The organism is Ancylobacter sonchi (assembly GCF_018390695.1).
Taxonomy (GTDB): domain Bacteria; phylum Pseudomonadota; class Alphaproteobacteria; order Rhizobiales; family Xanthobacteraceae; genus Ancylobacter; species Ancylobacter sonchi.
Window position 1 is genome coordinate 43,636 of record NZ_JAHBGF010000015.1, and the last position, 20,214, is coordinate 63,849.

Annotated in this window: 15 protein-coding genes; 11 read left to right on the top strand and 4 right to left on the bottom strand. The window is 67.8% G+C overall.

Annotated features, from left to right (window positions below):
* Positions 1–52 precede the first annotated feature (52 nt).
* Genes KHC28_RS07240 through KHC28_RS07280 form a run of 9 tightly spaced genes read left to right on the top strand, consistent with a single transcriptional unit; the run spans position 53 to position 9,171 of the window.
* Positions 53–1,558 carry a sugar ABC transporter ATP-binding protein gene (locus KHC28_RS07240; RefSeq protein ID WP_214007674.1) on the top strand — a complete coding sequence of 502 codons (1,506 nt, stop codon included), beginning with the start codon at positions 53–55 and terminating at the stop codon, positions 1,556–1,558.
* Positions 1,555–2,538 carry an ABC transporter permease gene (locus KHC28_RS07245; RefSeq protein WP_214007675.1) on the top strand — a complete coding sequence of 328 codons (984 nt, stop codon included), beginning with the start codon at positions 1,555–1,557 and terminating at the stop codon, positions 2,536–2,538. The genes KHC28_RS07240 and KHC28_RS07245 overlap by 4 nt, the downstream gene beginning before the upstream one ends.
* Complete coding sequence (locus KHC28_RS07250) at positions 2,535–3,512, top strand: ABC transporter permease (protein WP_214007676.1); 978 nt, start codon at positions 2,535–2,537, stop codon at positions 3,510–3,512. Before KHC28_RS07245 ends, KHC28_RS07250 begins: the two co-directional genes overlap by 4 nt.
* Positions 3,509–4,462 carry a substrate-binding domain-containing protein gene (locus KHC28_RS07255; RefSeq protein WP_214007677.1) on the top strand — a complete coding sequence of 318 codons (954 nt, stop codon included), beginning with the start codon at positions 3,509–3,511 and terminating at the stop codon, positions 4,460–4,462. Before KHC28_RS07250 ends, KHC28_RS07255 begins: the two co-directional genes overlap by 4 nt.
* An 18-nt stretch (positions 4,463–4,480) precedes the next feature.
* Positions 4,481–5,389, top strand: coding sequence for a polysaccharide deacetylase family protein (locus tag KHC28_RS07260; protein WP_214007678.1), 909 nt, complete (start codon positions 4,481–4,483; stop codon positions 5,387–5,389).
* Positions 5,386–6,246, top strand: a complete 861-nt coding sequence (locus tag KHC28_RS07265) for an aspartate dehydrogenase (protein ID WP_214007679.1) — start codon at positions 5,386–5,388, stop codon at positions 6,244–6,246. Before KHC28_RS07260 ends, KHC28_RS07265 begins: the two co-directional genes overlap by 4 nt.
* Positions 6,247–6,258: 12 nt before the next feature.
* Positions 6,259–7,044, top strand: coding sequence for an SDR family oxidoreductase (locus KHC28_RS07270; protein ID WP_214007680.1), 786 nt, complete (start codon positions 6,259–6,261; stop codon positions 7,042–7,044).
* Positions 7,045–7,061: 17 nt separating this feature from the next.
* A complete protein-coding gene (locus KHC28_RS07275) occupies positions 7,062–7,763 on the top strand; it encodes an RraA family protein (RefSeq protein ID WP_214007681.1) in 702 nt (233 codons plus the stop codon).
* Positions 7,717–9,171: an amidase family protein gene (locus KHC28_RS07280; RefSeq protein ID WP_246564473.1), complete on the top strand. Its 1,455-nt coding sequence runs from the start codon at positions 7,717–7,719 to the stop codon at positions 9,169–9,171. The genes KHC28_RS07275 and KHC28_RS07280 overlap by 47 nt, the downstream gene beginning before the upstream one ends.
* 182 nt (positions 9,172–9,353) lie before the next feature.
* Here KHC28_RS07280 and KHC28_RS07285 read toward each other — a convergent pair whose 3' ends face one another.
* On the bottom strand, positions 9,354–12,266 hold the full coding sequence (locus KHC28_RS07285) for an autotransporter outer membrane beta-barrel domain-containing protein (protein WP_312893122.1): 2,913 nt from the start codon (positions 12,264–12,266) through the stop codon (positions 9,354–9,356).
* An 848-nt stretch (positions 12,267–13,114) separates the two neighbouring features.
* On the opposite strand from KHC28_RS07285, the gene ilvD reads away from it, so the two are divergent.
* Positions 13,115–14,947 carry a dihydroxy-acid dehydratase gene (gene ilvD, locus KHC28_RS07290; RefSeq protein WP_214007683.1) on the top strand — a complete coding sequence of 611 codons (1,833 nt, stop codon included), beginning with the start codon at positions 13,115–13,117 and terminating at the stop codon, positions 14,945–14,947.
* 199 nt (positions 14,948–15,146) lie between these two features.
* Here ilvD and KHC28_RS07295 read toward each other — a convergent pair whose 3' ends face one another.
* The 3 genes from KHC28_RS07295 to KHC28_RS07305 all read right to left on the bottom strand — a co-directional run bounded on the left by KHC28_RS07295 (position 15,147) and on the right by KHC28_RS07305 (position 17,409).
* Positions 15,147–16,382 (bottom strand): HlyD family secretion protein, encoded by a 1,236-nt coding sequence (locus tag KHC28_RS07295; protein WP_214007684.1) that lies wholly within the window; start codon positions 16,380–16,382, stop codon positions 15,147–15,149.
* Position 16,383: 1 nt separating this feature from the next.
* Positions 16,384–16,794: a hypothetical protein gene (locus KHC28_RS07300; protein WP_214007685.1), complete on the bottom strand. Its 411-nt coding sequence runs from the start codon at positions 16,792–16,794 to the stop codon at positions 16,384–16,386.
* Positions 16,795–16,920: 126 nt separating this feature from the next.
* The gene (locus KHC28_RS07305; protein WP_214007686.1) at positions 16,921–17,409 is read right to left on the bottom strand and encodes a hypothetical protein; all 489 of its coding nucleotides are present in this window, start codon (positions 17,407–17,409) and stop codon (positions 16,921–16,923) included.
* Between the two features lie 584 nt (positions 17,410–17,993).
* Between KHC28_RS07305 and KHC28_RS07310 the strand changes: the two genes are divergently transcribed.
* Entirely contained in the window at positions 17,994–20,213 is a 2,220-nt protein-coding gene (locus tag KHC28_RS07310) for a DUF3141 domain-containing protein (RefSeq protein ID WP_246564476.1), read from the top strand.
* Position 20,214: the final 1 nt, after the last annotated feature.

Genomic DNA, 20,214 nt, shown 5'->3' on the forward strand with positions numbered 1-20,214 from the left:
TCAACACCGTCGTCCACTCATCCCGAACGTCAGCGTCCGGGCGAGGATTCCCATGCCTTTATCCGATGAAGCGCTCGTCGCCACCGGCATCGCCAAGACCTATGGGGCGACCTGTGCGTTGCGCGATGCACGGCTCGTCCTAAGACAGGGCCGGGTGCATGCCCTGCTCGGCGAGAACGGCGCGGGCAAGTCGACGCTCGTCAAGATCCTCGTCGGCGCGGTGACGCCCGATGCCGGCCATGTCGAGCTCGCCGGAGTTCCGACGACCTTCGGCTCGGTGACGCAGGCGCTCCGCTCGGGCATCGTGCCGATCCATCAGCATCTCAGCCTGTTTCCGGAACTTAGCGTCCACGAAAACCTCTCGGCTTTCGCCCTTGCCGGCAGCGGCGGGTTCCTGGCACGTAAGCGTCTGGTCGATCCCCCCCGGGCGCGGGCCTGGCTCGACGAGGTCGGCCTCAATGTCGACCTCACAACCCCGCTTGCGGCGCTGTCGCTTGGCGAGCGCCAGCTGGTCGAGGTGGCGCGCGCGCTCAGCCTCGATTGCCGCGTGCTGGTACTCGATGAGCCGACCGCCACCCTCAACGCCAGCGAGGCCGACCGGCTGTTCACCGTGGTTCGCCGGCTTTGCGCCACGGGTACGGCGGCCTTGTTCATCTCCCATCGCTTCGACGAGATCGAGGCGCTCGCTGACGATGTCACCGTCTTGCGCGACGGCCGCACAGTGATCGACGCCGCGCCGATCGGCCGTCACAGCCGTGAGGAACTGACCCACGCCATGCTCGGCGCGGGTGTCGAGGCGCCGCCGGAGCGCAGGTGCGTACGGACTGATCCGGTATTGGTCGGTCGCGGCTTCGCCGCCCGGCGCGACGCACGAAGCGACATCAGCGTCACCGTCCACGCTGGCGAGGTCGTCGGGCTTGCCGGCCTGATCGGCTCCGGCGCGCTCGCCCTTGCCGCATGGCTGGCCGGCGCACAGTCCGGGGCTGGAGGGCTTTCCGTGGCGGGGCAAGCCTTCGCGTCCGGCGATCGCAAGCGCGCGGCCGCACTCGGCATCGCCTACGTGCCGGCCGATCGTCACGTCGAGGGCCTGTTCGCCCCGCTGTCGGCGCGCCGCAACGTCTCCGTCTCCGCGCTCGGCACGCTCGCGCGTCTCGGCTGGCTGCGCAGATCCGAAGAGGCGGAACGGATCGATCCTCTGATACGCCGGCTCAAGCTGCATCCATCGCAGCCCGACGCGGAAGCCGCGACGTTCAGCGGCGGCAACCAGCAGAAACTGCTCATCGGCCGCGGCCTCGCCCTGCCGGGCCTGAAGGCGATGGTCCTCCTGGAGCCGACGCGCGGCGTCGATCTAGCCGCACGCGGCATCATCCACGATGCCATCCGCGAAGCCGCGGCGGCGGGCGTGGCGGTCCTGGTCGCCACCAGCGACCTCGACGAGCTCATGGTGCTCGCCCATCGCTATCTGGTGATGCGCGACCATCTCCTCGCCGCAGAACTGCCGGGCGACGCCCCGCGCGCGGCGCTGCTGTCGGCACTGTCCGGGAGCCTCGCGGCATGATGACCAAGCGTCTATTCGACCTCCCCTCATCCCTGCGGCTGTCTCGCCCGCCGACGGTGGCGGTGGTCTGCCTCGGCCTGTTCCTGATGTGCTGCCTGCTGGTGCCGCGTTTCGCCAGCTTCGGCAATCTGGAGAACGTCCTGCGCGTCGCGGCGATCCTCTGCATCGTCGCCTGCGGGCAGGCGATCGTCATCATTCTCGGCGGCATCGAATTCTCGTTTGGCGCCTCCGCCGCACTGGCCAGCGTGGTGACGGTGATGGTGCTGCCCGCCACCGGGCCGGTCGCCGGTCTGGCGGTGGGAGGCGCCACCGTCATCGGCATCGGCATGGTGAATGGCTGGCTGGTTGGACGCATGGGGCTGCCGCCGGTCATCGTGACCCTCGGCACGCTGATGATGGCCTCCGGCATCGCCGCCTGGCTGGTCGGCGGCCTGCCCCTGGATGCGCCGCCCTCCGCCGCCTTCTCCTGGCCGGCGCGCGGGCGCGTCCTCGGCATCCCCGTCCCGATCCTCGCAGCCCTGCTCGCCTGCGGCGTGCTGCATGTGCTGCTGGCCTACGGGCGGATCGGCCGGCTCTGGTACCATGTCGGCGCCAATCCGCTGGCCGCGCGGCTCGCGGGGATCGATGTCGCCCGCGTCACCCTTCTCGGCTATGCGGCGGCCGGTGCCTTCTGCGCCGTCGGGGCCATCATCCTGACCAGCCGCGTGGCCTCCGGCCAGCCGGCTCTCGCACCGAACCTGCCCTTCGAGACCATCGCGGCTTGCGCCATCGGCGGCCTGCCGCTGTCGGGGGGGCGTGGACACGTCCTGCAGGTCGTGTCCGGCGTACTCACCGTGGCCATGCTCAACAATGCGGTGGTGCTGCTCAACCTGCCAGTGGCGTGGCAACTGGTGCTGCTCGGCCTTGCCGTGCTGGTCGCCGTCGGCCTGCAGAAGGACTGGACCGTGCTGAAGCGCCTCGCCCGGAGGGCCGCGCGATGAGGCATCTCACGGAAGGCGGCGCCCGCTTCCTCGTTGCGCCGGCCTCGATCCTGGCGGCCGTGGTGCTGTTCGGCCTCGCGACGCCCGGCTTCCTGACGTTCGACAACGCGCTCAGCATCGCCGGCCAGATCTGGATCCTTGCCTTGCTGGCGGTCGGACAGATGTTCGCCATCACCGTGCGCGGCTTCGACATCTCGGTCGGAGCGGTCGCCGCGCTGTCGGGGACGGTGGGGGCGATGGCGGCGAACGCCTTCGGACTGCCGGCGCTGCTTCTCGCCGTGCCTGTCGGCCTTGCCTGCGGAACGGTGAATGGATGGCTGGTGGGCCACGCCCGTTTCCAACCCATCATTGCCACGCTGGGCACGCTGCTGGCAGTGAAGGGCCTCGCGCTTCTCGTCACCGGCGACGGACAGGCGGTGCCCATCGAGGCGGCGGAGACGGCGGGTCTCGCCTTCGATGCGGTGCTCGGCCTGCCGCTGCTGGGCTGGGTCGCGCTCGCCTGCATCGGCGGCGCCCATGTCGTGCTGCGCCATCTGGCCCTTGGCCGACGCCTCCTGATGCTCGGCTCGAACCCCGAGGCGCTGGCGCTGCTGGGTGGGGCCTCCTGGCGCATCGAGATGAGCGCCTACCAGCTCTGCGGCGCCTTTGCCGGACTTGCCGGTGCGCTGATGGCAGCCCGCGCCGGCGCCGGCCTGCCGACCGAAGGCGCGGGCATGGAGCTGCAGTCCATCGCCGCGGCGGTCATCGGCGGCACCGCCCTGGCCGGCGCTCGCGCCAATGCGTGGGCAGTGCTGGCCGGCGCGGCCTTCGTCCAGGTGGTGCTCACCGGGCTCAACCTGTCCGGCGTTTCGCCCTTCTTCGCCCAGATCGCCGTCGGCGCCGTGATCATCGCTTCCGGGCTGATGGATACGGGCCTGCGCTTCCTGCTTTCCCGGTTTTCCAGGACCTGCCAACCGAAAGGGACGTTCCGATGAACCTGTTCCGTGCCGCCTCCTTCGCCACCCTCCTCCTCTCCACGACCGTCGCGCCGGCCGTCGCCGCCGAACCGGTCATCGGGGTCTCCGTCCCGAACCTCGGCTCGTCCTTCTGGATTTCCGTGCTGTACGGCGTCGACACCGCCGCCAAGGCCGACAAGGCGAAGCTCGTCACGCTCAGCGCCGGCGGCGATGCCAATTCGAGCCAGCAGATTTCGCAGATCCAGGACCTGATTCAGCGCAAGGTCGATGCCATAATCGTCGGCGCCACCAATGGCGACGCGGTGAAGGCGATCGTCGAGCGGGCTGTGGCCGCCGGCATTCCGGTGGTCGGCATCTCATCGCCGCCCAATACCGGCAAGCTCGCCGCCGTGGTCAGCGCCGACCATTACGACATGGGCAAACTCCAGGCCGAGTGCCTGGCGAAGGCCATCGGCGGTAAGGGCGAAGTGGCGATGATGGCCGGCCCCAGCGGCCAGGCCTGGTCGGACCTGCGCGCGCAGGGCTTCAGGGACACCCTCGCCAAGGTGGCTCCCGGCGTGACGATCGTCGCGGAGTCGCGCCTCGCCGACAACCGCAACGCGGCGCTGACCACGACCGATGACTGGATCCAGCGCTTCCCGGGCCTCGCCGGCGTCTACAGCGCCACCGACGACATGGCGGCGGGCGTGGCTTCGGCGCTCAAGAGCGCCGGCAAGACATCCGTGAAGGTGTCGGCGTCCAACCTGTCGCCGACGGCCCAGCAGATGCTCAAGGACGGCGATCTCGCCTGCACCTCGATCCAGCAGATCGTCGCGCAGGGCAAGGCGGCACTCGACCAGGCGATGGCGGCCGCGACGAAGGGCAAGGTGGAAGCGAAGGTGGTGACGCCCGCCGTGCTTGTCACGCCGGACAATGTCGGCAGCATCGATCTCAGCCTTGTCGTCGCCCCGGCCGATTACCGGCCCTGACGCCCCCGGGAGAACTCCATGCTGCCGTCTCATAACCGCTTCGCCTATTCGCCCATCACTGCCCGGCCCGACTTCTCCTGGCCGGGCGGCAAGCGCCTCGCCGTCTATGTCGCGCTGTGCGTGGAGCATTTTTCCTACGGCTCCGGGCTCGGTCTCGCCTATTCACCGGGCCTCAGCCATCCCAATTCCTACAATTGGGGCTGGCGTGAATATGGCAACCGCGTCGGGGGCTGGCGGCTTATCGAGCTGTTCGAGGAGTACGGCCTGCCGCTGACCGTGTTGCTCAACAGCGCCTGCTACGATCACTGTCCGGAACTCGTCGCCGCTCATCGCCGACGCGGCGACGAGATCGTCGCCCATGGCCGCACGAATTCCGAGCATCAAAACGGCATGGACGAGGCGACCGAGCGCGCACTTATCGCCGAGGTGACGGCCCGCATCGGCAAGGAGGAAGGCACGCCCCCCGCCGGCTGGATGAGCCCAGGCGCCCATCCCAGCGCGCGCACCGAGGACCTGCTGGCGCAGGCCGGCTACGGCTACACGCTGGACTGGCCGATCGACGACCAGCCGGTATGGATGAAGACCGCTGGCGGCCCGCTGCTCGCCATGCCCTATCCGCACGAGGTCAACGACGTGCCGATGGTGGTGCTGCACGACGGCACCGCCTCGGCCTTCGCCGACATGGCGATCGACAATCTGGAGGAGATGTTGACCCAGTCCGAGGGCCAGTCCCTCGTCTACGGCATCACCATCCACACTTTCATCGTCGGCCAGCCCTTCCGCCTCCGGCAGTTCCGCCGGGTGATGGAAGCGCTTGCCCGCCATCGCGACCGCATCTGGTTCACCACCGCCGGGGCCTGTGCGCAGCACTACACGTCGCTGTTCCCGGCACCCGACGATCTTTCCACGCAAGGCACGCAGTCATGAGTTCCCCCTCCTCCAAGCCGGCGCCCGCGCCGGTCTCGCCGGCCCATCACAGGGGCGTCTTTCGCGTCGCTATCGCCGGGCTCGGCGCCGTCGGCCTGCGCGTGGCGCGGGCCCTCGACAAGGGTCTGCCCGGCTGCGAGCTCGTCGCTGTCTCCGCCAATGACCGCGCCCGCGCGGCCGAACGCCTCGCGGATATGCGGCGCCCGGTGCCCGTGGTCGCGGTTGAGGAACTGGAGGCCCTTGCCGACATCGTCGTCGAATGCGCGCCAGCGGCATTGCTACCCGCCATCGCCGAACCTTTCCTCAGGGCCGGCAAGACGGTGATCGTGCTCTCCTCCGGAGCGATCCTTGCGCATCACGAACTCGTCGAGCTGGCCCGCATCCATGGCGGGCAGATCGTGGTGCCGACGGGTGCTCTGCTGGGGCTCGATGCCGTGACAGCGGCCGCGGAGGGAGACATCCGCTCGGTGCGCATGGTCACCCGCAAGCCGGTCAAGGGGCTGGTGGGCGCGCCCTATCTGGTCGAGCGCGACATCGCCATCGACGACATCACCGAGCCGCTGCGCGTCTTCGACGGCACCCCGCGTGAGGCGGCCATCGGCTTTCCCGCCAACCTCAATGTCGCGGTGGCGCTGGCGCTGGCCGGCATCGGGCCAGACCGCACCCGGCTGGAGATCTGGGCCGATCCCGCGCTCACCCGCAACACCCACACCATCGAGGTCGACGCGGATTCGGCGAGCTTCTCGATGTCGATAGCCAACATCCCCACCGACAACCCCAAGACCGGGCGCATCACCGCCCTCTCGGTCATTTCCTACCTGCGCAAGCTGAACGCGCCGCTGCGGGTCGGATCGTAGAAAGTCGCTCCCATGGATCTGGAACTGAACGGACGCACGGCGCTGGTGCTCGGCGCCGGCGGCGGGCTCGGCCGCGCCATCGCCCGCACGCTGGCGGCGGAAGGTGCGAGGGTCGCCCTTGCCGACATCGACGCTGAGGCGCTGAAGATCACGCAGGCCGAACTCGACGCGCTGGGAGCGGCGACACTGCCGCTTACCTGGAACCTCGCCGACCTAGACGCATGCGAGGGTCACGTCGCGGCGATCGAGGCGGCGCTGGGACCGGTAGATATCCTCGTCAACAATACCGGTGGGCCGCCGCCGAGCACCGGCCACGGCGTTGCGCCGGCGATCTGGGAAGCGCAGTTCCGCGCCATGGTGCTGTCGGTGATCCATCTCACCGATCGCGTGCTGCCGGCCATGCGGGCGCGCAAATGGGGACGGATCGTCACCTCCACCTCCTCGGGTGTGGTAGCGCCGATTCCCAATCTCGGCGTTTCCAACGCGCTGCGCTCCACCCTGGTCGGCTGGTCCAAGACGCTGGCGCGGGAAGTGGCGGCCGACGGCGTCACCGCCAACGTCATCCTGCCCGGGCGCATCGCCACCGCCCGCATCGCTTTCCTCGACGAGCAGAAGGCGAAGCGGGAGGGACGGACCGTCGAGACCGTCATCGCCGAAAGCACGAGCTCCATCCCCGCAGGGCGCTATGGCACGCCCGAGGAATATGCCGACGCCGTCGCTTTTCTCGCCAGCGCCCGTGCCAGCTACATCACCGGCTCGGTGATCCGCGTGGACGGCGGCTACCTGCCCAACATCTGATTCAGGGAGACACCCTCATGACCGCCACGGACAGCGCGCCGGCCTTCACGCCGGAGCAGAAGGCCGACATCCGCCGCCGCTATCTCGCCGTCGACACATCGAACGTCGCCGACGTGCTCGACACGCTCGGCTTCATGAACCAGAGCCTCGCCGCCGACTTCGTGCCCTATCCTGCCGACAAGAACCGCATCGCCGGCTGGGCCTACACGATCCGCGGCCAGAAGACCCCCTACCCGCTCGGCGGCGACGCCGAGAAGATGAAGGCCTGTCACGGCGTCGGCCCGGACGAGATCACCGTGTGGAGCGGCGACGGCGAGGGCGTCTGCTATTTCGGCGAGCTCATCGCGCTCGGCATGAAGGAACGCGGCTGCGTCGGTGCGGTGATCGATGGCGGCATCCGCGACATTCGCTGGATCGGCGAGCATGGTTTCCCGGTCTTCGCGCGCTACCGCACGCCGACCCAGTCGATCGGCCGCTGGAAGGTCAATGCCTGGCAGGTGCCGGTTGTCATGCGCGGCGCCACCAGCCGCACCGTCGAGGTGACACCGGGTGACTTCCTGCTCGGCGACGAGGACGGCGTGATCGTCATCCCCGCCGGTGTGGTCGAGGCCGTGCTCGTCGAGGCCGAGCGTCTCACCCGCACCGAGGTCGCCATCCGCGCCGAACTGGCCAATGGCCTCTCGCTCGCCGATGCGCTGGCGAAGTACGGTCACGTCTGACACACAGAAGACCGCCCTCGGTCGGCGCGCACGACGTCGGCCGAGCGCCTCCCAGCCACCGGAGCCGTCCATGCCCGAGACCCTCGATGACCTCGCCGCCGATCTGGCCGCCGGCCGGACCGATTCCGTCCGACTGGTCGAGGGCGCGCTCGAGCGGGCGCGGGCCTCCGAGGCCGTTTTCATCATGCTCATGCCGGAATCGGCGCTCGCGGAAGCCCATGCCGCTCGCCGGCGATGGGCGGACGGGCGACCGCTCAGTCGCCATGACGGCATTCCGATCGCGTGGAAGGACCTGTTCGACATCGCCGGCACCCGGACCAGCGCCGGCTCGCGTACCCGCGACGCGGCCGAGCCCGCGAAGGTGGACGCACCGGTGGTCGCGGCGACACGGCGCCTCGGCTTCATTCCGATTGGCAAGACCAATCTCAGCGAGTTCGCCTTTTCCGGCCTCGGCGCCAATCCGCATTTCGGCACGCCGACAGCGGGTTTTCCGGGGGTCGAGCCACGCATGCCGGGTGGTTCGTCCTGCGGCTCGGCCGTCGCGGTCCAGCGCGGGATCGTCCCCGTGGCGATCGGTACCGACACGGCCGGCTCGGTGCGGGTGCCCGCCGCCTTCACCGGCTGCGTCGGCTACAAGTCCTCGCAGGCGCGCTATGACATGGCGGGCGTGTTTCCTCTGGCGAGGAGCCTCGACAGCCTCGGTCCGCTCGCCGGCTCCATGGCCGATTGCATGACGATGGACGCCGCGATGCGCGGCCTTGCGGCACCCACGCCGCGTCCCGCTCCGGCAGAACTCATTGTCGACGACGCCCTGCTGGACGGCCCTGCCGTCACCGCGCCGGTCCGCACCCATTTTGACGAAGTGCTCGCGCGATTGTCCCGCCATGTTCCGATCCGTCGCCAGCGGATCGACGCCTGGCATCGTGCCCGCGACGCCATCGCTGCCCTTGGCTGGCTCGGCGCCTATGAGGCGCGGCAACTGCACCTCGACGTGCTGACCGGCCCGCAGCGGGCACTGATCGACACGCGGGTGGCAAGCCGTCTCGACGGCGCTGCCCGCATATCCGCGGAGGTGGCCGCCGAACTCGTCGCGATCCGCGCGCGGGAGATGCAGCGCCTGCGCACGGAACTCGGCGACGCTGTGCTGATCCTGCCGACCGTCAAGCACCTACCGCCGCCGCTGGCGCCGTTGGAGGCCGATCCCGCGCGCTTCGCCGAGGTGAATGTGGCGACCCTGGCGCTGACGATGATCGCAAGCTTCCTGGACATGCCAAGCGTGGCTCTTCCGACCGGATGGACGCCGGACGGACTGCCACTATCGACCCAGCTCTGCGCGGTGTCGGGAGCCGACGACCGACTGCTCACGCAGGCGATCTGGGCCGAGCAGATTTTGCCCGGCCGCTCATGACTGGAGCCCCTGGAGACCGCCTGACATGAATCGCTTCTCTCGCGGGAAAGAGGCCATGCCCATCAATACCCACCTCGCGACATCAACCCATAATGTGGGCGGCATCGCCTGTGCCGGGTCGTCCCGGAAGCCGACATCGTCACCAACCGGGAAGCCAGTTCCCGAGTGTCGCCCTCGACCGGTCAGAAGCGCCACGTCAGGTTCGCCTGCACGGCGTTGACGGTGACGTTGTCGGCGAACTGGCCGACATAGGACAGGCCGATCCGCGCCTGTTCGCTGAGGCTCAGATCCGCACCGATCTCGACCAACGCGGTGTTTTCGGCGAGCGGCACGCCGGCCACGGTGAAATTGGCACCGGGCGCGCTGAGGAAAGCCATCTGCGCCTCCGGCGTGATATCGCCAAAGGCATACTGCCAGGCGACCGAGGCATGGGGCTCCAGCACCTTGCCGGCGGAAAGCTCCATCGCCGTCGCGACCCGCAGGCCGAGCGAGGAATAGCCAACGCCCATCGAGCCGGCGGAGCCCGTCAGGCCGGCGGACGCACCGGTCTCGATGAAGTCGTCGGTCGAGACATGGACATAGGCGAGGCCGGCAAACGGCTCGATCGCCAGCTTCTGGACGGCGAAGCCGTAGCCGATCTCGCCGAAGATCTGCGTGGTGCCGCCGTCATAATCGGCCGTCGCCTGCTCGCTATAGCCGGGATAGGCGATGGTGCGCTCGGTATCGATCCAGTTGAAGGCGTAGCTGGCCCCGACGCGCAGGTTCCACGGGCCGGAGCGGGTACCGGCATAGAGCGCCAGCACCAGGCTGTCGGCGTCCGACGAGCTGGCGAGCGCATCGACGTCGGCGCTGGAATGCGTGTAGCCCAGCGCGGCGCCGAGCAACCAGTCGCCGACCTTGACGTCGGCGCCGGACAGGATGCCGCCGATAGTCTCGTCGACATTGGAGGTCGAGGCGCCGCCATCATATTCGGCCCAGCCGCCGAAGCCCTGCGCCCAGATGGTGCCGTTGAAGCTCGGCTGGATCGCCGCCGGCGCCTTGGTCGGGAACGGCACGCCGGAGGCGGTCGGCGCGGCGTAGGCGAGAGCCGGCCCGCCATAGCCCAGCGCAGAAGTCGGCCCGGACTGGCCGGCATAGGCGCCCTGTCGCAGACGGCCGAGCACGGCCTGCCGGCTGTAGAGGCTGTCGCCGACCAGAACCGAGCTTTCGCTGGCATAGGCCTCGCCGGACAAGGCGCTCAGCGCCGCCGGCAGTTGGTCGGAGGTGAGGTCGTAGAGCGGCGCCAGCGCACCCGGCAGGCTGGTCAGCAGGCCGTTGGTGGTGGCGTTGATGATGCCGTCGATGGCAGAGCCCACCGCCTGCTGGTTCGGCGTGATGTTCGCCAGCCCGGCGAGATCGGCGGCCGCGCTCATCGTCACGGTGTTCGGCTGATAGTTCAGGCTGACGTCGAACAGCGCCGGCAGGCCGTCGGTAACGAAGTTGTCGAACGTGCCGGTGATGCCCTGCGTCGCGGCGATCAGCGTGGTGGTCGGCGCGAAGCTCGTAGTCTGGAAGGAGGCCTGCAGCGTGCCGGCGAGCCGAGCCGTGCCGGTCACCTCGAACACGTCGGTGCCGGTGTCGGTCACGCGCGCCGCATAGGTGCCGGCCGATGTCTGCACGAAGGTGCCGCTGAACAGGTGGGTGATCGACGGCCCGGTGCCACTGACGCCGAGCCAACCGCTGTTCTCGAACCGCTTGGCCGCACCCCCTGTCATGGCCAGACGGCCGTCGATGATGCCCATATTGACGATCTGCGTGCCGTAGGCGTCGAGCCCGGTGCGCAGGGCGTCGGCGACGAAGGCGGTGTGCAGCGTGCCGTAATTGACGAAGGTGCCGTAGAGCCCGTGCAGTTCCACCGCCGCGCCGGCAATGCCGCTGGCGGTGATCGTGCCGGTGCTGGTGTTGGTCAGCACGCCATAAGTCTCGCCGCGCATGCCGACGCCGCCATTGCCGGTGACCGCGACGGTGCCGCTGTTGATGATGTCGTCGCCCTTGCGGCCGGAGAGCACCGCGTCGTTCTCGGCGCTGGATGTCAGCGTGCCGGTGTTGCGGATCGGGTTGTAGATGCCGGGAATGGTGGCGAGATAGCCGTTGATGCCGTTCTCGTCGACATAGATGCCGACGACATTATCGCCATAGGCGGAGTTCGAAGACACCACCGCGCCGGGGATCTCGATCTCGTACCAGGTGGCGATGCCCAGCGCGTCGACATGCATCACCGCCGGATGCACCGTGCCGTCGGCGGTCACCCAGTTGGCGACGAGGTTGTATTCCCCGGACCGGCCACCGCTGGTGATGCCCTCGAAATGCGTCGCCACCGCACCGGGATGGTCGTAGGTGGTGTAAGTGCCGGTGGCCAGATCGTAGATGTAGCCGTGCTCGGCATGGATACCGTCGCCGACTTTTATCTGCCCGTAGCCGCCGGCGATCTTGTCGCCATAGATGCCATAGGCGGTGGTGCTGATGGCGCCGGGAATATTGTTGGTGGTGTAGGTGCCGGTATCGATGTCGTAGATGAAGGCGTTGCCGGTCGCGAGCCTGGTGTCATAATTGCCGATCACCCTGTTGCCGAAGGTGCTGTGCGCGATGGTGTAGAGCGTGTCCTCACCCGGATAGATCAAGGTGGTGATCTGCTGCCCCGGCGCCTGCGCGGCATCGTAGAGATAGCTCAGGTCATAGGGGGCCGAGGCGGCGGTCTGGTAGCTGCCGACCACGCGCAGGATGCCGCCCGGATTGCCGAAATTCGGGCCATAGGGCGAGGAGCCGATGGCGCCCGGAAAATTCGCGCCGTTGGCGCTGGCCTCCGGCATCGCCGACCAAGTCTGCGTCGCGATGTTGTAATAGAGGCCACCGGTCTCGCCGGCACCGGGAATGGTGTAGTTGCCGACGATGTTGTCGCCGCGAATGCCGGTGAGGAAGGTGCCGTACGATCCAAAATTCAGCGTCTGGTAGGTGGTCGGTGTCGGGGGGAGGAGAATATCTGCCTGCGCCGCCTGCGCGAGGCCGCCAACCCCCAGACTGAACGCAACGAGCCCCTGCGCGCGTGCCCGCGACACGCCGTGTGAAACCGACCGAATTTTCATGCCACGCCCCATGACCCCGACATGGAGTCGGGGGGAACGTTACCTTCCGATATCGCTGATAGCGATGGCGTTTTTCGGTTGCGTTCCAAGGAGACGTCCCGCTGCGCCCATCGTTCGAGCGATCGCATTCCGGTGCGCACGAGCATTCGATGTCGTCCATCACCACGGCAGGACAGCGAGCCTCGATCTCACCCGCTGAATTCAAGGATCATGGCTGTCTGCCTTCGGATCGGCAAAACGGCGCGGCAAGGCAAGTCCCGCGCAGACTGCGCTCTGGCTCTAGTGCGCCCTAGCTGTGGAGAAGCCGCCTTCCTTCGCCCTGAAGGTCGAGGATGTTGCCGCCATTCTCCAGAATGGTCTGGTGAATACGTTGAAGTATCTGCCGCCACGATTACACGCGCGGCATGTCCAGTTCCACCATGGCGGCATCGATCGGAGGGGCGTTCCTGACAATCGTCGAAAGTCATCTGCGTGACATTGTCGACAAACGTCTCCCCACCGCGATCAATGGCACTATCACCGGCCGTCGCCACCTTGCCTGCGAAACGATTCCCAAAATCATCCTGAAATATACGCAGCCGGGTGCCGTGCCGTTCCGACAACAGATGGCCCTCGGCATCAAGAAACGAGCGTCCGACAGGAGCGGGACCCGCTCCGTCAGCCCGCGCGGACGGGTGGCCGTCACTGACCGCGCAGCATCGGCCGAGCGTTCATTCCCGTGCTTCCTACAGGGATTCCAATCCTGCCTCCCGGACCGCGAAACGGTTGCGCCGTCCCGGCGCGAAGCGCATAAGCGCGGCACGACAGTTTGGAGAAATTCCATGCCCGCCTACCGTTCCCGTACCACCACCCACGGCCGCAACATGGCCGGTGCGCGCGGCCTCTGGCGCGCCACCGGCATGAAGGACGACGATTTCGGCAAGCCGATCATCGCGGTGGTCAACTCGTTCACCCAGTTCGTACCGGGCCATGTCCACCTGAAGGACCTCGGCCAGTTGGTGGCGCGCGAGATCGAGGCGGCGGGCGGCGTCGCCAAGGAATTCAACACCATCGCGGTCGATGACGGCATCGCCATGGGCCATGACGGCATGCTCTACTCGCTGCCGTCGCGCGAGCTCATCGCCGACAGCGTGGAATACATGGTCAACGCGCACTGCGCCGACGCCATGGTGTGCATCTCCAACTGCGACAAGATCACGCCAGGCATGCTGATGGCGTCGCTGCGCCTCAACATCCCCACCGTCTTCGTCTCCGGCGGCCCGATGGAGGCCGGCAAGGTGGTACTGGGCGGCAAGACCAAGGCGCTCGACCTCGTCGACGCCATGGTGGCCGCCGCCGACGATCGCATCGCCGACGAGGACGTCAAGGCGATCGAGCGCTCGGCCTGCCCGACCTGTGGCTCCTGCTCGGGCATGTTCACCGCCAATTCCATGAACTGCCTCACCGAGGCGCTCGGCCTCTCGCTGCCCGGCAATGGCTCGACGCTGGCGACCCATGCCGACCGCAAGCGGCTGTTCGTCGAGGCCGGCCATCTCGTGGTCGACCTCGCCCGCCGCTATTACGAGGACGAGGATGCCGGCGTGCTGCCGCGCGCCATCGCCTCGTTCGCCGCGTTCGAGAACGCCATGACGCTGGACATCGCCATGGGCGGCTCCACCAATACGGTGCTGCACCTGCTCGCCGCCGCCCATGAGGGCGAGGTGCCCTTCACCATGGCCGACATCGACCGGCTGTCGCGCCGGGTTCCGGTGCTGTGCAAGGTCGCCCCTGCGGTCGGCGACGTGCACATGGAAGATGTGCACCATGCCGGCGGCATCATGGGCATTCTCGGCGAACTGGATCGCGCGGGGCTTCTCGATACCTCGGTCGGCTCAGTCCATGCGCCGAACCTCAAGGCGGCTCTCGACCATTGGGACGTCAAGCGCAGCTCCAGCGAGGCGGTGCACGACTTCTACCGTGCCGGACCGGGCGGCGTTCCCACCCAGGTCGCCTTCAGCCAATCGGCGCGCTACGACGACGTCGACACCGACCGCGAGACGGGCGTGATCCGCAATGCCGAGCACGCCTTCTCCAAGGATGGCGGCCTCGCGGTGCTCTACGGCAACCTCGCCGAGGACGGCTGCATCGTGAAGACGGCCGGCGTCGACGAGTCGATCCTGAAGTTCACCGGCACCGCAACCGTGTTCGAAAGCCAGGACGATGCGGTCTCCGCCATTCTCGGCAACCGGGTGAAGCCGGGCCAGATCGTGCTGATCCGCTACGAGGGACCGCGCGGCGGGCCGGGCATGCAGGAGATGCTGTACCCGACCAGCTACCTGAAGTCGAAGGGCCTCGGCAAACTGTGCGCGCTGGTCACCGACGGGCGGTTCTCGGGCGGCTCCTCAGGCCTGTCCATCGGCCATGTCTCGCCGGAAGCGGCCGAGGGCGGCACGATCGGCCTGGTGCGCGAAGGCGACACCATCGAGATCGACATCCCCAACCGCCGCATCCACCTCGCGGTCGACGACGCCGAGCTTGCCGCCCGCCGCGAAGCGCAGGAGGCGAGCGGCTGGAAGCCGGCCGCGCCGCGCAAGCGCAACGTGACCACCGCTCTCAAGGCCTATGCCGCGCTCGCCACCAGCGCCGCCAAGGGCGCGGTCCGGCAGGTGCCGTGAGCGTCGACCGGGGCGGCGCGACCGTCACGGCGCGCGGCCCCTGAGGTTCGGCCCAGGCCGTCCCCTCCCCGCCGGCGGAGCGATACGGCGACAAAGGATGCCCGATGGAGATCGGGCATCCTGGAGACACCGGGTTATTCTCGCAGGCGGCTCCGCGCGGGCGGATGCACGCGGCAGGGATGACGGCGGCGGGGCTTTTTCAGTGCCCGCCGCTGAACACCAGCGTCTGGATCGGCAGGATCAGGGCCTGCAGGCGCAGCAGCAGCGCGTGGACCAGCGCCACCGTGTCCACCATGTGGAGATAGAACCAGGCCGCCGGGCCGAGCCCTCCGGCCGCCAGCCGATCATGGTTGCTGGAGTAGGCATTGGCGATGCAGCTCGATCCCGGCGGCACGTCATCGAGGCCGCCTTTGTAGAGCGGCTCGAGGGTGATGGTTAGCGTGCCCGGCTGCTGCACCTGCTGGGCGTCCAGCAGTTGCTCGCCGGCGCGGAACTGCCCGGCGGCGATGAAGTCCTGCACGCTCGTCACCACCATCGGAATGATGACGAAGGGTTTGGAGATGCAGGTCGCCTCGGCCACCATGCCGGGCTTCATCACCTGCGCCTCGATCTGGCCGAAGCCGGCGATCAGCCGCTGGCGGCCGGTATCGTCGGGGATGAGCAGGCCGGCCGAGCGGATCATCGGGTTGACGAGGTCTCCCACCCGCAGGGTGAATTGCTCGACGCGCCCGTCCACCCCGGCGCGCACCACTGTCTTGGCGAGCGCCGTCTCAGCCTCGGCGAGCGCCGCCTCGGCACTGGCCTTCTGCGCCGGCAACAGCGCGGTGAGGCGGGACTGCGCGCCTTCCCTGGCGGCCAGAGCCGCCGCCAGCGAACCCTCGCGGCCATCGACGACATTCTGCAGCCGCTCGATCTCGCGGCGCGTCACCACGTCGGCGTTGCGCGCGACCAGCTCCTGCTTGGTCTGCAATTCGTCACGGGCCTGCTGCAGCGATTCCGTGGCGGCAGTGATCTGCCCCTCGGCGGCGGCGACGTCCGACCGCGCCACCACCATCGCCGCATCGGTTTCCACGATGCGGCGGCGTGCGGTTTCAACCGCGGCCTGCTGCGCGCTGCTGTCGAGGCGGAGGATCGGCTCGCCTTTGGTGACGTGATCGCTCACGCCGACATAGACCTCCGCCACCCGGCCGATGGTTTCCGGCAGGATCGAGACGGTGCGGAAATAGGCGGTGACGTTGGTGGAGGAAGGATGGTTGTAGAAGATGATGGTGATCAGCGACACCGTCAGCATGAGGCAGGTGGTGATGCCCCAGCGCAGTTCGTACCAGACGGAATACAGCGTGATCTCATGGCCGAAGCGTTTGCCCTGGCCGTAGCGCCGATAGAGATAGTCCGGCAGCACCGTCAGCATCGAACACAGAAACAGCTCGAGCATCTCAGCCTCCCACCTGCGAGTGGGACGCGGTCGCGTGCGACTCGATGGCCGCTGGGGGATCGGGCGGCGGTGGCAGGTCGGCGAGCTTTTCCGACGCGCGCGCGATGCGGTTCAGCGGCGAGAGGAAATCCGGCAGGTCGACGAAGGCCAGCAGCAACGCCCCCACCCACAACACATGGGAGTGAGTGAACAGCGCCAGCAGGCACAGCACTGCGACGATCTCGAATTGCAGCTTCTGCCCCTTATGCGCCAGGCGCTCGGGCAGCGAATGTACGGTGAGGAAGAAGACGCCCGCCAGCAGTACCGCCCCGACGAGCGTCACGACCGCGATGATCATCAGCACGTCGGTACCGCCGGGGGCGGTGATGAAGAAGGGCAGGTGTTCGACGGCAGACGGGTGCGGCTCGGTCATGACGCAACTCTTTCACAAGGCCAGTTCGCCCCTTCTCCGGGCGCCGTACGCTTCCCGGCTTATACCGGGAAGCGTACGGCATCGGAACCTACCCACCGGACCCGGCGCCGGGATATTTCCCGCGGGCTATTTCCGGGTCCAGGTGAGGAAGAAGCCGACATCGCCCGGCATGCCGTTCGGCCAGTCGACGATCATCGCCTTCAACCCGTAGCCCGCCGGCTTCAGCCGGTCGCGCCAGAGCTCGTAGGCCTGGCGCGGCCGCCCGGTCAGCGTGTCGGGCCAGCCCTCCAGCGTGTTGTTGATCGCCCGGCCGTGGTCGGTGCACAGCAGGTTCGGGAAGCGCATCACCATGATCTCGGTGTCGCCACGTTCGGCGGCGGCGCGCAGCTTCACCTGAAGGCGGCCGGAAATCTCCGCTAGCGCCTCCGGCGTCAACTCCATCGGCTCGGACAAGGTCTTGGCGAGCTGCTCGCGCGCCAGAGTGGCTTGGCCCATGGCGTCCACGACCTCCTTGGCATGCGCCATGGCGATCTTTTCCATGTAGTTCTGCAGATCCGCCGCCGACATGAAGGTCTCGTCGGCAAGGGCCGCATGCGTCTCGGTCGTGTCAGCCATGTTTCTCCTCCCTGCAGATGCGGCACGGCAGAATCCGGCGAGCGCCGCTAGGCCTCGGAACGCGCGTGGTCGTCGTCTCGGGCGGGACGTTTTTCGTCCCGCCGATTGTGGTGCCTGCGATTCTCGTGGCCGATACCGCTTCTCGTCCATAGGGCGGAGCACGGATCGACTTGGCTGAATTTTGAAGGGTAGGCTTTCAGCAGGACTGCCGCGACAGCGCTCGGGGCGGATCCCGACGCATGCCACGTCGCCATATCGGCGGGCACGCGGCAAGCCGAGGCGTACCCGTCAAGATACACACGCCACGCGCGCCGCCTTTGGTCGGATATCCCATCTCGATGCATAGGACACCATTCCCGACGACTCTTGATCAAGCCCAGCGAGCCTTGATTGCTGGTACAATCCTGCCGGATTCTGCTCCATCGACGCGCCCGCCGCAAGAGCCGCTCCCGGAAACCGCCACTTCTCACCCGATTACCGACCACGGCACATCGCCGCAGTTTGACACCCGTCAAATCGCCCCTCACTGTCATGGACGATACTTGGATCGCGGGTAGGGTCGAGCAGTTTTGGAGGAGTGCATCATGCATAATGCTCCGAATATGGCTTCCGATGCCGGTGCCTATCTCGTCGACGCCGCGCAACGTTGGACGCTGTTCCTCGACGCCCTGCGCCAGCGCGGGCTGCAATATGAGCAGCACATGGCTGAGCCGGCACCGAACGTGCTGGACTACAAGGCGGAACTCATTTGGGACGGGCGCAGCCTCCCGCGCCCGGTCAATTACCTGCTCGCGCGGATCGTGCCGCCGGCCGACGTGAGGACCGACGACGCCAAGCGTCCCTTCGTCGTCGTCGATCCGCGCGCCGGCCATGGCCCGGGCATTGGTGGCTTCAAGGCCGACAGCGAGATCGGCGTGGCGATGGCCGCTGGCCATCCCTGCTATTTCGTCGGCTTCCTGCCCGCTCCCATGCCCGGCCAGACCATCGAGGACATCGCCCGGGCCGAAGCCGTCTTCCTGGAACGGGTCGCCGCGCGCCACCCGCAGGCAGAGGGCAAGCCCTGTGTCATCGGCAACTGCCAGGCGGGCTGGGCGGTAATGATGCTGGCGGCGGTGCGTCCCGAGCTGTTCGGGCCGATCATCATCGCCGGCGCGCCGCTGTCCTATTGGGCGGGGGTGAAGGGCGTCAACCCGATGCGCTATTCCGGTGGCCTGCTCGGCGGCAGCTGGCTGACCGCGCTGACCAGCGACCTCGGCGCCGGCATCTTCGACGGTGCCTGGCTGGTGCAGAATTTCGAGAACCAGAACCCCGCCAACACGCTCTGGAGCAAGCAGTACAACCTGTATTCCAAGGTTGATACCGAGGTGGAGCGCTATCTCGGCTTCGAGAAATGGTGGGGCGGCCACGTCACGCTGAACGCAGAGGAGATCCAGTTCATCGTCGATGAGCTGTTCATCGGCAACCGGCTCGCCTGCGGCGAGATCAGTACCTCCGACGGCGTGCAGGTCGACCTGCGTAATATCCGCTCGCCGATCGTGGCGTTCTGCTCGCGCGGCGACAACATCACCCCGCCGCAGCAGGCGCTGGACTGGATCCTCGACCTCTATGACAGCGTCGACGAGATCCGCTCCTACGGCCAGACTATTGTCTATGCCGTGCATGACACGGTCGGCCATCTCGGCATCTTCGTTTCCGGCAGCGTCGCCAAGAAGGAGCACGAGGAGTTCGCCTCCAATATCGACTTCATCGACGTGCTGCCGCCCGGCCTCTACGAAGCGACGTTCACGCGGAAGTCGGACACCGATGCCGATCCCGAGCTGATCACCGGCGACTGGATCATGCGCTGCGAGGCCCGCGATCTCGACGATATCCGGGCGCTGGGTGGCAACGACCTCGCCGATGAGCGCAGCTTCGCCGCGGCGGCGCGGGTCTCCGAGATCAACCTGTCGCTCTACCGGGCGCTGGTTCAGCCCTTCGTGCGGGCGATGACCAATCCGGCCATGGCGGAGACCATGCGCAAGTTGCACCCGCTGCGGCTGTCCTACGAGATGTTCGGCTCGCAGAACCCCGCTCTCGGCTGGCTCGACGACGCGGTCGCCAAGGTGCGCGAGGACCGCCGTCCGGTCGCCGAGGACAATGCCTACCTCAAGGCGCAGGAACAGGTCTCGCGCCAGATCGTCGAAAGCCTCGACGGCTGGCGCAAGGCGATGGAGCATCAGGCCGAGCTGGTCTTTCGCACTGTCTACGGGTCGCCGGTGCTGCAAGCGGCGGTCGGCGTCGATTCCACCTCGTCCCGGCGCCCGCGCACCGCCAGCAAGAGCCTGTTGCATGCCGAACTCTTGGCGAAGAAGATCGAGGAGCTGCGCGCCGGCTTCGCCCGCGGCGGCGTCCTGGAGGCGGCGCTGCGCGCCCTGCTCTATGTGGGCAGCGCCCGTGGCGGCGCCGACGAGCGCGGCTTCCAGGCCATCAAGCAGTTGCGTCGCCAAGGCGGGCATGCCCGCAAGCTGACACTACCCCAGTTCAAGGCGCTGGTGCGTGAGCAGTTCTCGATGCTGCTCGCCGACCGCTCGGCCGCCCTGCAGGCGATTCCCGAACTGCTGCGCGCGGAGGACGCCGAGACCCGAGCCACCGCCTTCGCCCTGGTCGAACAGGTGCTGTCAGCCAGCGGCGCGCTCGAGGGCGAGACGTCGGCGCGCCTCGGCGAAGTGCGGCGGCTTTTCGGCCTCGATGCACCCACGCAGGACGAACCGGAACAGGAAAAGCCGCGCGGCAAGCTGACCGTCGCGGCACGACGCGGAGACTGAC

Coding starts and splice junctions, on each gene's coding strand:
- KHC28_RS07240 (WP_214007674.1), top strand. CDS start 53: ATGCCTTTATCCGATGAAGCGCTCGTCGCCACCGGCATCGCCAAGACC.
- KHC28_RS07245 (WP_214007675.1), top strand. CDS start 1,555: ATGATGACCAAGCGTCTATTCGACCTCCCCTCATCCCTGCGGCTGTCT.
- KHC28_RS07250 (WP_214007676.1), top strand. CDS start 2,535: ATGAGGCATCTCACGGAAGGCGGCGCCCGCTTCCTCGTTGCGCCGGCC.
- KHC28_RS07255 (WP_214007677.1), top strand. CDS start 3,509: ATGAACCTGTTCCGTGCCGCCTCCTTCGCCACCCTCCTCCTCTCCACG.
- KHC28_RS07260 (WP_214007678.1), top strand. CDS start 4,481: ATGCTGCCGTCTCATAACCGCTTCGCCTATTCGCCCATCACTGCCCGG.
- KHC28_RS07265 (WP_214007679.1), top strand. CDS start 5,386: ATGAGTTCCCCCTCCTCCAAGCCGGCGCCCGCGCCGGTCTCGCCGGCC.
- KHC28_RS07270 (WP_214007680.1), top strand. CDS start 6,259: ATGGATCTGGAACTGAACGGACGCACGGCGCTGGTGCTCGGCGCCGGC.
- KHC28_RS07275 (WP_214007681.1), top strand. CDS start 7,062: ATGACCGCCACGGACAGCGCGCCGGCCTTCACGCCGGAGCAGAAGGCC.
- KHC28_RS07280 (WP_246564473.1), top strand. CDS start 7,717: ATGGCCTCTCGCTCGCCGATGCGCTGGCGAAGTACGGTCACGTCTGAC.
- ilvD (WP_214007683.1), top strand. CDS start 13,115: ATGCCCGCCTACCGTTCCCGTACCACCACCCACGGCCGCAACATGGCC.
- KHC28_RS07295 (WP_214007684.1), bottom strand. CDS start 16,382: ATGCTCGAGCTGTTTCTGTGTTCGATGCTGACGGTGCTGCCGGACTAT.
- KHC28_RS07300 (WP_214007685.1), bottom strand. CDS start 16,794: ATGACCGAGCCGCACCCGTCTGCCGTCGAACACCTGCCCTTCTTCATC.
- KHC28_RS07305 (WP_214007686.1), bottom strand. CDS start 17,409: ATGGCTGACACGACCGAGACGCATGCGGCCCTTGCCGACGAGACCTTC.
- KHC28_RS07310 (WP_246564476.1), top strand. CDS start 17,994: ATGCATAATGCTCCGAATATGGCTTCCGATGCCGGTGCCTATCTCGTC.